Genomic DNA, 13075 nt, shown 5'->3' with positions numbered 1-13075 from the left:
TCCTGAAACCATTTCTCTTTCTTCCAAATAAATATGCTGTTTTATTTCTTCCTGTGCCCGCCGTGGATATGCACAACAACAACCTCCGGCTCGTTAAACAAACGCAGATTGATCGTGTGTGTCCCAAGTCCTTTGCTCACGATGATCGTATGTTCTTCTTCCGTTGTCATCTCCCCGGAATACTTCGGAAACGGAAACGCCTGCGGCGTGATACATCCGCGCCAGCCCGGGATCCGCACGATCCCTCCGTGCAGATGTCCCGACAGGACAAGATCTGCCCCCCATTCTTTATATCCCGAAAAATAGACCGGATTATGCGCCATTAATATATGGAAATATCCTTCCGACGCCGTGCCGACCTGTCGAGCCACATCTTCCCCACACACATCCATATGCCGGAACTTCTCATACGTTTCCATCGGAAGTTCCAATCCGGTCAGCATGATCCGAAGTCCGTTCTTTGTAAATTCCGCGGAATCATTTTCCAGAAAACGAACGTCCGCTTCCCGAAGCTTTTTCTGATAACGCTCAAATACATTGCCATATTTTTTTGTATTCTCTTTCATCCGCTGTTCGTGATTGCCGTTGCTGTAATACGTCGGCGCGATCTTCGGAAGCTTCCGCACAAATGTCAGCGCAGGTTTCGGAAGACGATCCCGCTTTCCGATCAGCATATCTCCGCCGACCAGGATCACATCCGGCTTCACATCCGCAACAGTCCGTAACAGCACATCATTATTAGCCCCGTAAATCTGATTGTGCAGATCACTTAAAAATACAATGGTCACCTCGCCCGCGTCTGCTTCCATCTTCGGCGTGTCAAGATCATAATGTGTCACCCGAAAATGTCTGCGTTCACGAATGCTTTCCACACAGATAGCTGCAGATGCAACCGCACCCGCAGCCAGAATTTTTCTCATCTCGATCATATTTTATACTCCACTATATTCTGTGAAATCATCCCCTATTATCTTATTTATCCTATCATTTTTTTCGGATAAAGTAAAGGAAACTTTCTTTCAAATAGTCGAGAAATCCTGCCTTTTCCACCGCTCCTTTTGTCAGGATCTCCACATTTCCCACTTCCTTTTCTCCCAGAAAATAATGCACAGTTCCCACTTTTGCTCCTTTTTTTACCGGCGCTTTCACTGACTGTTTCAGTTCTGTTTTTTTCGTCATCTGCGAAAGATCTGCTCCGGTCGTATCCAGATAAGTAAATGTATCCTTGTATTCTAAGGCAACCGTATCTTTCACTCCACCGTCAACAGGAAGATCTTTTAGTTTTTCCGGTTCAGTATCCTCATAGAGCTGACATTTTCCAAATCCGTAATTCAACAGATTCACCGCATCTTTAAACCTCGACTTCGAATCCTCCGCCGCCATAATGACTGCGATCAGATCGATTCCATTCTTCTTGGCCGTTGCCGAAACACAAAACTTTGCTTCCCCGGTCGATCCGGTTTTTAAACCGGTTGCATACTCATATTGTCTTACCAGCTTATTTGTATTTGTCAATCCAAACTCCGTCGTTCCTTTGTTTGTCGTATGAGTGATATTTTCCATCCAGGTCATACAGTAATCCTGGATCTGCGGATATTTTGTGATCATTTCCCGGGACATCAGTGCAATATCTCTCGCACTGGTCTCATGCCCCTTGGCATCCAGACCATTGCAGTTCACAAATCTGGTATTTTCCATGCCAAGTCCTTTCGCCCGCTCATTCATCTGCTGCACAAATGTTTCTTCACTCCCGCTTATGTACTCCGCCATCGCCACACAGGCGTCGTTCGCACTTGCGATGGAAATGCATTTTAACATCGTATCGACGGTCTGTCTCTCCTCAGGCTCAAGAAATACTTGCGATCCGCCCATAGACGCCGCAAACTCCGAGGTGCTCACCTCATCCTCCAGATGAATCTTCCCTTGTTCCAGTGCATCAAATATCAACAGCATCGTCATGATCTTTGTAACACTCGCCGGTGGTCTGGCTGTATCCGCATCCTTTTCATAGATGATCGTTCCCGTAGACGCTTCCATCAGAATCGCAGACGGCGCGCTGATCTCGATTTCCTGTCCTGCGGATACAGGATTCGGATTTTCCGAAACTGCATCCTCCGTATTCAGGTTTTCAACATCCGGCTCCGGAGCATCTTCCGCGCCGACTTGTATCCCAAAACATATTTGCGCTCCCAACAATACACTCAAAAATACCGCCAGAAACTTCCTCATAAAACCGCTCCCCAATTGTTGCATCCATGTATACAATTATATAAAACCTCTTCTTTTCTTTCCGTTCTATATCTTCCTACACAAAGACACACTCTTTCTTTTCAAATATAATCAGGAATTGTAATTTTTAGAACCTTCACCTGAAAGAACGCGTTGAAAAGTTAAGACCTGAAAAAGGCATGAAATCACAGGGATTGATTCCTTAGATGAATATTTTATACAGCTTCGCACAATTTCATACAGTTGCGCCGAATCAGGTTTTCTAAATGCTTGATTTTTTTTGCAGAGTATCGTAAAATTATAAAGTTAGCTTATGCACGATCCTTTATGCATAACTGCTGAATATGGGGAGTACTATCGTAATTATAAGGAGGAATCATGCCAGTTCGTACATATTATCATGTTCTGGGAGTATCCAGAGAAGCAACTCTGGAAGAAATAACAAACGCAAAAAATGCATTAGCAAAAGTATACCATCCGGATGCCAATATGCATAATGATATTGATACAACCGCATATATGCAGGAAATATTAGAAGCCTATCGCACACTTTCCGATCCGGAAAAACGCAGGCAATACGATCTGGAACTCGGCGGTGGAAAAAAACGGGTTTTTCGTACTTTTACGGTCGGAGATCCTGAGCGCGAAAAAAAGAAAGCTGAGAAAAAAGAATCTGATTCCTTTGTCACTTATTGGAATGCAGCATGCAAACTCAATGAGATCGTCAATAAAGGCTGCCATCTGGAAGAACAGGCATCCAGACGCGCCAGCCTGCCGATGAAAATATTGCGAAAAATCGGAAAGACAGATAGGGTGGAACAGGAAATCGAAGAACAACTCAGTGATCTTTCTTTACAAGCTGTTCAGTATATCACGATCTTGAAAAATGCCGGAATTCCGATGGAATACTGGCAGCCCGAGACAATGAATTGGGTTCTTGTCCGCTGGGGGCAAAATCAAGATGCCGATTATCACACATTATTTGCAAAATATGATGCTTATCTGAACCAGAACGCCTCTACAACCGAACGCAGAAAATACAAAGCTCAGCACCGGCATTTTCACAACAGCCTGAAACGCCTGCTGTCATATGCATTATAAATATCAATTTTAAAAAACCGCTTACGGTCAAACAGCAATGATCCATTCCGATCATTCTGCATCTTGTCCACAAGCGGTTTTCTTTTCTTCTCTTTTTTCCTTATTTCTATTGTTTTACCACTTTTTCAGTTCCTCTTCCCGTTCTTCCAGAAAATGCAGTAAACCTTCACAGCCCTCTGACACATCCCGATAAGTCAAATCAAAATTTCCGGTGTACCACGGATCCGCAATATCCCCTTTTCGTTCTGTAAAATCAAGTAATTTCTGCACTTTCGCTTCCGGATCTCCGCCGAGAATCCGGTTCATATTACGGATATTTGCGGAATCCATTCCGATCAGATAGTCATATTCTTGATAATCCGCTTTTGTCATCTGACGTGCACGATGAGAAAGCACCGGAATCCCCACTTCTTTTAATTTCCTCACAGTCCCGTAATGCGGGGGATTCCCGATTTCCTCGCGGCTTGTAGCTGCAGAATCAATATGAAAGTGGTCGGAAAGACCACGCTTGTTGACCATGTCCTGGAAAACAAACTGGGACATGGTGGAACGGCAGATATTGCCGTGGCAGATGAATAGTATTTTTATCATTGTTACATAACCTCGCATTTCCTTGTGTTTCTTGATATTTCGGGCTTTGTAAGCCCCTGTAAAAAATTGCTTTCTGGCATAAATTGATGTGTTATGGCATATGTTATACCGCAAAAGGTATAACATATGGTGTAAATTCCACGTTTTTACACCTTGCCATTTTAAGTTATAAAATCGTAATTGCACAATCCGAAGTCTGGCGACTTCTTCTCTGGCATCCTCAAGATTTACATGCGTATATGTATTCAGCGTTGCACTGATATCTGAGTGACCCATCAAATATTGCAATGCTTTTGGATTTATTCCAGATTTTGCCATATTTGAACAATACGTATGACGACAGATATGAAGTGTAATAACAGGCATCTGCACTTTGTAGGTATTATTATATTTCTGAATGATATGTTTAAAGTAATGCTCACATTGCAATGAATAACAGATACTTCCATCCTTATAAAAATATAAGAATCCACTTTTTCCATTTACCATAGGTTCTGCTTTCGGCGGGTTTCGTTTTTCTATAATTTTCTTAAAACTTTCCTCTACTTCCGAAGTCATAGGTATCTTTCTTATTCCACTGGTTGTCTTTGTTTCTTGAATATAATATCCAATTTTTGACTTTTTCTGTAATTGATGATCGATGTTGATCGTATGTTCTTTAAAATCAATATCAGAAATCGTCAAACTTGACCATCACCAAATTCTATGATCATTAGCTCTCCGTCATCTTTCCGTGCTATATCAATTGTTACAAAGTTGCTTTTAATTTTTTTGTGCTGCATTCTATCCAACTAATTTCAACGTCAGATAATCTCACATCCTCTTTTTCCGTCCCATAGTTATCCATTATCAGAATTTTCCCAGCGTAGACGACTATTCTATATTCTTCTGATATAGGCATTCCACTTCTTTCATGAAATCCAATTTTCTGTAAGTTCATAAATTTACACAGACCAATTCCTCCTTAGCATAAATCTAATCTTTCACATTTACCACACCTCTACATTTCTTCTATCTTATATTGCTTCTTTAGACGCTTGCTCATATGATACCATGCCCATGAATCAGCTCCGTGGAGTCTAAACAATTCCGCTGCTATTTCATCATCATTTCTAAGTTTAGATGAATAGTATTCTGTATTTGGAAAATCCTCTTGTAAATCAAGCATTGCCAGTTCCTTGTTACCTCGCAACCTTGCACTCATATACTCATAAATCGTATTGAGATTTCCACCCTGTTCCATGCAAAGCTTTGCCAATTCAAAATCATCTCGATAAGATTTATCAACATAGATAAAATTCCATCTTTCTACTTTACACGCCAAGTAAACAAGTTCTTTATCTTTACGATATGGCTTCATACAATCCAGATACATGATGGTTCCATTTGCTGAATGTTCAATAGCAAACTTCGCCCATTCACGATTATTTTGAAAGCGTTTAGATGCAAATTCTATCGCTTCTCCACTATGTGAAAGACTATATCTTACCATCACCTCATCATCCTGATATTGCGGAAGTACCCCTAACGACCATCTATACTTCAATACAACTTTCGCCAAAACTCTGTCATTGAAATAAGAAAGATCCAGCTTTTCCATCAACCTCGGATGTTCCTCTAATAATTTACTCAATCTTCTTCTGTACTCAATGTAGCGTTTCTGCCCTATAGCCTTTTTATAAGGCAGCAGGCAAACTTCAACCGGTATGTACTCTCTATCTTCAAATAATATTTTCTGTATTTCCTGAATCTTAGGAATTAATTCCTCATAGTCAATACCACATTCCTCTGCTGTTTGTCTGAGATGATCAAGTCTCCAAACTTTTTCAGCCAATTTCTTCAATAATTTTTCAATATGTGCACAACTTTTTTCGTGATTTTTCCTGGAAACCTCAATTTCTTTATCTATATCTACATTATTCGAACTTCTAATTTCAGACATAGACAATGCAGGTTCAAAGGAAATATCTTCTTTATACTCTTCCACCATAGTCATTGGATAATCACCATAAATGGCTCTATATTCCTGTCGCAGTTGGATGAATCTCTTATCATTAAACAGGTTTTCAATAAACTGATTATCATAATCATATTCGGGAATAAGCTTTGCAAAAATCATTCTAATAATTTCAGATGACAAATCATCAGGATCAGTCCAAAAATCCACATCAGAGAAATCTCTGTTATGTATGTAATGATTTCTGATATATAAACAATATGAAAAATGATAATCTATTGCATATGGATTACGAATAAGATGCTCTCTGTCTTTATCTTTAAGGTTTGCCACACACTCATCCACAACTTCCGTAATGAATTCTAATTCTGTTTTACACTTTACTTTTTCTCTTTCTTTTGACATAGCAAACTCCTCCGATAATCCAACTCTGATGATATCGTTTTACCAAAATACTGTCCAAAAATACTGACTTCATATCTCTTGCCATTCCATACATCATGTTTACCGATCCTCCAAAGGTGTAAATTCTATACTTCCATCCAAGCCCCCCAATAAAATCAAGACTTTTTAGAACAAAAGGTGTGTTGACAACTATCCGCCAAATAATATCATTTTCCTCTTGTTCAAAACGGTGATTCACGATCTTACATCTATACAGTTAGGAACTTGATCATTGTCTCCTTATAAGACGCTCTGTGATATCTTTATAATCTATAGATTGCTGTTGTATGATTGGTAAACTGCACATGCCTTAGACAATTCCAAACGATTACTTTATTTCAAATTCTTTTTTCAACAGTTCTACAATAAATTCTGCAGTCTGTTTATCGAATTGAATCGACTGACTAATCTTATCCGGATTCTCACGGTCAATTTTACCATAGGTATCTATCTGAACATACCGGTCACCATCAGCATTAAATACCGTATAAGTAGTATATACTTTATCATGTATGATGTTTCTGTTCTTCTTTATCTTTTTAATATTTTTTAAATTAATCTGTGCCATAACACCTCTCCTCAGATATTTATAAATAATACTATTATAAATCTTCGTAAGAAATCGCTATTTCAATCAATTGCAGTATATCTTTTCGATCTATATATAATTTATACAGCACGCCATCTATATCCGTTCCATAATGCAAAAGATTATGACAATAACTGCAAAGTGAAACTATATTTTGCTCTCTGTCTAAATTTACATCAGTAAAATCTTTCTGAGCAAATAATGAAACCAGATGATACTGTTCTGTATAATTCTAGCTCAAATGTCTGTGTATGCTCAATTGCTTCATTCAACTTACCACTTTTGTCAATAATATCCTGCAGCCTTACCTACCTCATCCGCACAGATAAATCCCAATATTGCCGCAAGATAACTAATCTTATGATTTATAATGCCAATAACACATAAAATCATAATCGCTCTAGTTCCAACCCATACTCCATTTGGTCCATGATTATAGTTTTTTCGGAGTTTGAAAAGCATATATTGAATAAGCAACGTACAAACGAAATATCCAATCCCATAAATCACAAATTCCAACATATTCTCAACCTCTTCATAATATTTCTATACGGTATATTCCAAGTCCTCTATTAGAACTGGTTCTTATTCTATTACAACTTCTTCCATACGCCTGTAATTTCCGCACAATATAATCAGCTACTTCCTTCTCTATGGCAACTTTATTTAGTCTGCCTTCCGCACGAAATTCATATATCCGTTCATTCTTTTCAATTAATCTGTCAATATATTCCATAAGTCGATGTCTCATCTGAAAGGACCAACCTCTCTGTACATAATAATTCGCTTTCTTGCTTCTACATATCGGTAAGCTGCTATCCGCTTTGTGATCCTGATTCATTAACTCGTCTGTCAGATTAAAGTAATCATATACCACGAACTGCTTGTTCTGCCCTGTTGTACTTGTATCCCAAGTAACATCTAACTGATACGGCTCTCCATCAATATTTACAATATTCCATGCATGTGGCACACACTGTCCGCTTTTTGTTGAATCACCGGTTACAACTATACACTTCATATCAACTGCATTCAAAAGAACCTTTACCGCCTTAGCAATCCCTTCACATTGAGCTTTATGATGTGCAAAAACACCAAGAATATTGTGTGAAGCAATCACTCTGGATAACTTGTCCTTATCGCTTCCTTCATAGTCATACGCAACATTCCGACAAATCCAATCGTGCACTCGAAGTTCTTTTTTATAATCATTACATTCCAGCAGATGCAGCTGTCCTGCAAGTTCATTCACCTTTTTTTCAATTTTTCGGTTATATTCTTTTACCTTTTCTTTCGAAAAAAAATATTGCGGACAGATTGCAATATGCCCAAACATATCACTGGCAGTACTACATGCTGACTGATTCAGAAAATAAATCAATGGATTATCCCTTGTCATTGCCATGAATATACGTTCAAAGCTATCCTGTGTAAATTTACCACGTACCGGAATTGGTATGATCTCCTGATGCAACATTGCCCCATTGTAAAATGCCTTATAGATCGCCTGCTCTTGTTTATTCAGTTGGTGATAATAATAGCGATCTACAATCATTTTCCTGTGCCCCCCTATTCTCCTGTAAAATACACCATAACAACTGTGATATCATCTCCACACCCAAGTTCACTAGTCTCTGTCAGCCAGTTCTTCAGATTTGCCTGTACCGTCTCTGCTCCATGCTCCTGAATCATCTGCAAATAATCCTTACATGTCTTCTGGTACTCTTCATCAGAAGTATAACTGTTTGCAAATCCATCTGTAGAAAGGATGTACATACATGACTCTTTACTTTCCCTTTCCCGTCTCCACACCGATACCACGGCTTTTCTCCATGCATCCGGTTTTGAAAGAGAATGTGTTTCTGTTCCAAGGAATTTCTCTGGTTCTACCAGCGGTGCCACTTCCTCTTTTGTCACAACACTAATATCACCATCTCCGATTTGGAAAGAAAATACAAAGCTGTCAGTCACCAGCATTCCAAGCAGTGTCGTTCCATACAATGAAAATACAGACGACCACTTGATATTTCCATCTTCATCGGTCATTCCATCTACTTTGTTTTTATAAAAAGACTGTTTCACCCTTGCCTGCCATTCTTCACATACATCCTGGGCGAACCGTATGTCGCCTTCCCGGTTAAGGAACGTGATCAGATTAGAAAGTCCATCCTCATTTTCTCCATAGACTCTCAGATAGTTTTTCATAACCTCATAAAAGGAATTTACAGCAATCATAGAACCTCTGTCACTTCTTGGACATTTAGAGCTTCCATGACCATCTGCGACCGCAATGATTGCAATTTTATCTGATACCTCTACAATTCGTTTATTATCCTGACAGGGCATTTGGTTTCTTACGTGAGTCGCACCTTTGACGATTCCATCACATATATAACGTTTCATCCGACTCCTCCTCTTCTTACCAGACAGCCCCTTCATCAAAATCATCTGGATTTGGAATATTACTCATATCAAGTACCAACGGTGCCCCATTGTTTACCGGTGCAAATGGATCATTTGCCGGTACGGATGGCACTACAGAAACACCTGCTGAAGATGTAGGTACAGAAGCTGGTACAGAGTTCATTGGCTTACTTGATGGTGCTGATACCATAGAAGCTGTCGTAGATGCCCATTTAATCATTTTCGCAAGGGCTGCCGCATTATTTGCCTGTAAAACCAATTCATTATTCCCACAAAACTCAACTAACACATCATCATCTGCATCTTGACCAATAGAAATTGCAATTTTAACTGCTTTTCTAAACCATGGTAATTTTTTCAATTTTTCTAAACTTCTTTTATAATCATCTGTAGGTTGTCCATCAGAAAGAAGTACAATAACCGGCGGTAATGCCCTCTCTGGCATTGGCGGAATACTCAGTTGTGCCGCTAAAAGATCAAACGCTTTTCCAAGCTCTGTCAATCCATTTGCATCCATATCTTCCCACCCATAATCTTCAACAGGTACTGGGGTTGTTGTAATCCAACTTGCACCTGAAGAAAACTGTAAGGCACGGATTAAAAGCTGTGCGTTCGGATTATTATCTGCTGCTGTACGCATCTCTGGAATACATTCCTGAATGGTATTGTTTACGATTCCAATTTTCTCTCCATACATGGATCCAGAGCAATCCACTACCCAAAAGAAATGAATTGGTCTTGTTGCTAATTCTCCACCTGGTATTTGTAATACTTCCATCTTCTTATCCCCCAATCTTTCCACTTTCAACTTCTAAGTCATCAAGTATCTTCTTATCTATTTGCCATGCATGTTCCAGCTTTGCTCTGCAAACTTTAACTTCTCTATCAATTACTTCTTCTCTATCTTTCGCATATTTTATTCTAAGCAATATTGAATAAAGATCTAACTCCTTTTGCATCCCCAAAGCTACTGTTGCTTTATCAATTTCCTCTTGCATTTTATCCTTTGATACCATTCCCCATTCTCCTTTAAGCGATTATCTGAACTCTCCAACCGTTCCAGGAAATATGATCTTTACACCTTTTGCAATCCCAGCTGTTTTTCCTGGTGCAACCGGTATCTGCGTGCCATCTGCTTTCTGGTAAGTCCAGTTCACGTTATCTTCATTCCGAATTCCCCAGAGTGCCGGGTTCTTCGGATTCTGAACCACCGATCCTACAACTGTATCCATATCAAAGTCATCATAAACATGATGATGCAACAATTTTGTATTCTGATTTAGCAGTACCTGGTTCTTCCCAATGATGATCTTATTGGGTATCTGTACAGCTTTCCCACAGTTCCAACAGGTATGTGCTACACCTTTTGCTTCCAGTTCTTCATCATAAAAGAACTGTGCACCACAGGAACACTGCAACATTCCACTCATCATATTGGAAAATAGTGTCATCCATTCCGGCTCTGTGATACGTTTGCTTGGCTCATTCAATCCGACTGTAAATGCCTTGGTAAACATCTGCCGCAATTTTTCTGGATATAATGGCCAGTAAATCGTTGCATTGTCATGAATCCCTTTTACCGGTCTGTTCGTCTTATTATTCGGATCAAAGATAAATACCGGATCTGTACCATACAGCTTCACTCTTGCTGCCATATCCATACAGCGAATACTTGCTTCCAGTTTTCCTTCCAGTGGATGATTTACCATAAAAAGATAAAACAACAGCACAGAAAGGGAATAGCGGTCTGTATCTTTGGATGGACGTTTCTCACCTCTTACAATCTCCGGTGCCATAAATCCCGGTGTTCCAAGAACTCCACCTGGCTTACTATTATCAAAAGAAACATTATCATTATCACAAATCAGTACATCTCCATTATCCGGATTAAAAAATAAGTTTCCGAAAGAAATATCCTGATACTTAGCTCCCATAGCGTGCAGTTTCTGATAACCTCTGGTTAGATTAAAAGCAGTTCTACACAAAGTATAAAAAGATGGATTTACACGTTTTTTCATCAGATCCACGATGCTTTTATAATTTTTCGGTCGAAGAGGCATGATATAACCATACAGATCACTCTTTGTCGGTACAATCAGTTCCATAGGCCAGAGAAAACTTTCATCCGGTGAACCTTTCGCAATGATTGTTTCCAGAATCTTTTTCTGACGTTCCGTAGCACTGCCTTTAAAGTACCATTTCAAAGCATAATGATTGCCGCCGCATTTCACATCATAGACTTCTCCCTGTCCACCAGCTCCCAGGAGACTGACTACCTCATATTTATTTCCACTCTCTGAAGTGAGAATTGTTCCATTTTTTAATTGTCCTTCCATTATGGTATCTGCCTCCTTTGTTTGATCAACTGCAACACTTGATTTACTACACTTCCATCCGCCACGATCATGCAATAGGATTTATTGCCAAATTGCATTTCGCAAGCATTGCTATATGGCGTAATAGCTGTCAGATAACGATAGGTCTTGTCAAATCCCCATTCCATTGCCTGAAACACAATTCTCTGATTGGTTATGTATAAAATTCCCCGGTGCTGCACAAGTTCTGTATGTTCAACAGTTCTTCCTCTTCCTGAACTCCAACGGGTTCCCTCAAATAATCCTGGGGCACTTCCTCCCACATGGCGGAACTCTTTCACTGTTTTCTGCTCCATATTGATTGCCTTATCAATAAAGTGAATCCTTTCTCCACGTTTCAGGAACAGTTTGTCTGTGTTTAAAATTGGAAGTCTGCCTGCAATGATCTCCTGCCTTGCTGCATCCGGCAAAATCGTCGTCACCGTAGGAATCTGATTCCGATTTCCAAATAGTGCATCAAAAAGTCCCATCCTCTCACCTCATTATCCTAGATACTACCTTATCATAATATGTTCTTATTCCAGTCCCTTCGCAGGTGACATTAAAACTTATACTAAATCTATTGTATAATTTCCCTCCTCAATTGTAATCACATCTAATAACTGATCTGCTTTTATCATCCAAAATAACTCCTCTGTTTTCAGCATTTTATTTTTTTGCCATTAGATTTATTCTTATTTACATTGGTAACACAAGAATCTTTCCATCTTCACATACCATTAGTGTTAATAAGCCATTGTTTTCTGCTCCATTAGGCAAAATTCTGTTTTCTTCTGTCACTTTCGTTTCCAATTTAAAATAGTGGTCGCCATATTTTTCATAAAGGTATTTTATCAAAATAACCTCTGTTCTATCTTCCTCTTCACTTAGAAAAATATCCAATCTTTTTCAGCTTACTCTCTATCCATTTTTAATCTACATCTACAATTTTTTCAATAATTTCTTTATCAGCAACGATTTTTTATCATCTGACCTATAAAACCCAAAATTACCCTATAAATTTACACTACTCTCAAACGACACCGGCAGAAGTAAAGCGAATGCGGAGTTTCATTCCCCTATAAATTTACACTACTCTCAAACACAGATTTAAATAATTTCTCCTGTCAATCGTTTCATTCCCCTATAAATTTACACTACTCTCAAACTATCATACTGGCTTCCTCTCTTCGTACGCAGTTTCATTCCCCTATAAATTTACACTACTCTCAAACAAAGCATATAATCTTGATAACCAAGATGAAGTTTCATTCCCCTATAAATTTACACTACTCTCAAACCACGACTATGTGTGTTCGGACGGAACGGTGTTTCATTCCCCTATAAATTTACACTACTCTCAAACAACTTAATTGTTATATAAAT

At 39.1% G+C, this 13075-nt stretch carries 14 protein-coding genes, 1 pseudogene and 1 CRISPR repeat array (1 of these 16 cut by a window edge); of the genes and pseudogenes, 1 reads left to right on the top strand and 14 read right to left on the bottom strand.

The annotated features are described in order from the left end of the window. Window positions 1-41: 41 nt before the first annotated feature. Complete coding sequence (locus I2H87_RS09435) at window positions 42-929, bottom strand: metallophosphoesterase (protein WP_195609812.1); 888 nt, start codon at window positions 927-929, stop codon at window positions 42-44. A 55-nt stretch (window positions 930-984) separates the two neighbouring features. Continuing rightward, the gene (locus I2H87_RS09430) at window positions 985-2229 is read right to left on the bottom strand and encodes a D-alanyl-D-alanine carboxypeptidase family protein (RefSeq protein WP_195609811.1); all 1245 of its coding nucleotides are present in this window, start codon (window positions 2227-2229) and stop codon (window positions 985-987) included. A gap of 378 nt (window positions 2230-2607) precedes the next feature. Between I2H87_RS09430 and I2H87_RS09425 the strand changes: the two genes are divergently transcribed. Further along, entirely contained in the window at window positions 2608-3330 is a 723-nt protein-coding gene (locus I2H87_RS09425) for a J domain-containing protein (RefSeq protein ID WP_195609810.1), read from the top strand. Between the two features lie 114 nt (window positions 3331-3444). Here I2H87_RS09425 and I2H87_RS09420 read toward each other — a convergent pair whose 3' ends face one another. From I2H87_RS09420 to I2H87_RS09365, 12 genes and pseudogenes are all read right to left on the bottom strand, one after another. After that, entirely contained in the window at window positions 3445-3921 is a 477-nt protein-coding gene (locus I2H87_RS09420) for a low molecular weight protein-tyrosine-phosphatase (protein WP_195609839.1), read from the bottom strand. Between the two features lie 183 nt (window positions 3922-4104). Beyond that, window positions 4105-4605 (bottom strand): annotated as a pseudogene (locus I2H87_RS14110) (site-specific integrase); the annotation flags it as partial. Further along, window positions 4602-4703 carry an ATP-grasp domain-containing protein gene (locus I2H87_RS14105; RefSeq protein WP_165853405.1) on the bottom strand — a complete coding sequence of 34 codons (102 nt, stop codon included), beginning with the start codon at window positions 4701-4703 and terminating at the stop codon, window positions 4602-4604. The pseudogene I2H87_RS14110 and the gene I2H87_RS14105, both read right to left, overlap by 4 nt. Before the next feature lie 218 nt (window positions 4704-4921). Next, window positions 4922-6283: a hypothetical protein gene (locus I2H87_RS09405; protein WP_117549525.1), complete on the bottom strand. Its 1362-nt coding sequence runs from the start codon at window positions 6281-6283 to the stop codon at window positions 4922-4924. Between the two features lie 367 nt (window positions 6284-6650). Further along, a complete protein-coding gene (locus I2H87_RS09400) occupies window positions 6651-6890 on the bottom strand; it encodes a methionyl-tRNA formyltransferase (protein WP_117549523.1) in 240 nt (79 codons plus the stop codon). A 306-nt stretch (window positions 6891-7196) separates the two neighbouring features. Next, entirely contained in the window at window positions 7197-7433 is a 237-nt protein-coding gene (locus I2H87_RS09395) for a hypothetical protein (RefSeq protein WP_117549521.1), read from the bottom strand. A 13-nt stretch (window positions 7434-7446) separates the two neighbouring features. Next, window positions 7447-8466 carry a transglutaminase domain-containing protein gene (locus tag I2H87_RS09390; protein WP_195609808.1) on the bottom strand — a complete coding sequence of 340 codons (1020 nt, stop codon included), beginning with the start codon at window positions 8464-8466 and terminating at the stop codon, window positions 7447-7449. 14 nt (window positions 8467-8480) lie between these two features. Beyond that, on the bottom strand, window positions 8481-9314 hold the full coding sequence (locus I2H87_RS09385; RefSeq protein ID WP_165853406.1) for a PP2C family serine/threonine-protein phosphatase: 834 nt from the start codon (window positions 9312-9314) through the stop codon (window positions 8481-8483). A 16-nt stretch (window positions 9315-9330) separates the two neighbouring features. Next, window positions 9331-10113: a vWA domain-containing protein gene (locus tag I2H87_RS09380; RefSeq protein WP_195609807.1), complete on the bottom strand. Its 783-nt coding sequence runs from the start codon at window positions 10111-10113 to the stop codon at window positions 9331-9333. A gap of 4 nt (window positions 10114-10117) precedes the next feature. Further along, entirely contained in the window at window positions 10118-10351 is a 234-nt protein-coding gene (locus I2H87_RS09375) for a hypothetical protein (protein ID WP_117549512.1), read from the bottom strand. A gap of 21 nt (window positions 10352-10372) precedes the next feature. Next, window positions 10373-11671, bottom strand: a complete 1299-nt coding sequence (locus I2H87_RS09370; RefSeq protein ID WP_195609806.1) for a serine/threonine-protein kinase — start codon at window positions 11669-11671, stop codon at window positions 10373-10375. Then, the gene (locus tag I2H87_RS09365; RefSeq protein ID WP_117549508.1) at window positions 11671-12180 is read right to left on the bottom strand and encodes a hypothetical protein; all 510 of its coding nucleotides are present in this window, start codon (window positions 12178-12180) and stop codon (window positions 11671-11673) included. Before I2H87_RS09365 ends, I2H87_RS09370 begins: the two co-directional genes overlap by 1 nt. A 512-nt stretch (window positions 12181-12692) precedes the next feature. Beyond that, a CRISPR array of direct repeats spans window positions 12693-13075; the repeat unit is 36 nt; unit sequence GTTTCATTCCCCTATAAATTTACACTACTCTCAAAC (it continues 110 nt past the right edge of the window).

The sequence above is a fragment of the Mediterraneibacter glycyrrhizinilyticus genome (assembly GCF_015560805.1).
Lineage (GTDB): Bacteria > Bacillota > Clostridia > Lachnospirales > Lachnospiraceae > Schaedlerella > Schaedlerella glycyrrhizinilytica_A.
This window is presented reverse-complemented; position numbering and strand designations above follow the sequence as displayed.

Excerpts from the sequence above, each read along its gene's own strand:
- I2H87_RS09435 (WP_195609812.1), bottom strand. The coding sequence starts at position 929 with ATGATCGAGATGAGAAAAATTCTGGCTGCGGGTGCGGTTGCATCTGCA.
- I2H87_RS09430 (WP_195609811.1), bottom strand. The coding sequence starts at position 2,229 with ATGAGGAAGTTTCTGGCGGTATTTTTGAGTGTATTGTTGGGAGCGCAA.
- I2H87_RS09425 (WP_195609810.1), top strand. The coding sequence starts at position 2,608 with ATGCCAGTTCGTACATATTATCATGTTCTGGGAGTATCCAGAGAAGCA.
- I2H87_RS09420 (WP_195609839.1), bottom strand. The coding sequence starts at position 3,921 with ATGATAAAAATACTATTCATCTGCCACGGCAATATCTGCCGTTCCACC.
- I2H87_RS14105 (WP_165853405.1), bottom strand. The coding sequence starts at position 4,703 with ATGCAGCACAAAAAAATTAAAAGCAACTTTGTAACAATTGATATAGCA.
- I2H87_RS09405 (WP_117549525.1), bottom strand. The coding sequence starts at position 6,283 with ATGTCAAAAGAAAGAGAAAAAGTAAAGTGTAAAACAGAATTAGAATTC.
- I2H87_RS09400 (WP_117549523.1), bottom strand. The coding sequence starts at position 6,890 with ATGGCACAGATTAATTTAAAAAATATTAAAAAGATAAAGAAGAACAGA.
- I2H87_RS09395 (WP_117549521.1), bottom strand. The coding sequence starts at position 7,433 with ATGTTGGAATTTGTGATTTATGGGATTGGATATTTCGTTTGTACGTTG.
- I2H87_RS09390 (WP_195609808.1), bottom strand. The coding sequence starts at position 8,466 with ATGATTGTAGATCGCTATTATTATCACCAACTGAATAAACAAGAGCAG.
- I2H87_RS09385 (WP_165853406.1), bottom strand. The coding sequence starts at position 9,314 with ATGAAACGTTATATATGTGATGGAATCGTCAAAGGTGCGACTCACGTA.
- I2H87_RS09380 (WP_195609807.1), bottom strand. The coding sequence starts at position 10,113 with ATGGAAGTATTACAAATACCAGGTGGAGAATTAGCAACAAGACCAATT.
- I2H87_RS09375 (WP_117549512.1), bottom strand. The coding sequence starts at position 10,351 with ATGGTATCAAAGGATAAAATGCAAGAGGAAATTGATAAAGCAACAGTA.
- I2H87_RS09370 (WP_195609806.1), bottom strand. The coding sequence starts at position 11,671 with ATGGAAGGACAATTAAAAAATGGAACAATTCTCACTTCAGAGAGTGGA.
- I2H87_RS09365 (WP_117549508.1), bottom strand. The coding sequence starts at position 12,180 with ATGGGACTTTTTGATGCACTATTTGGAAATCGGAATCAGATTCCTACG.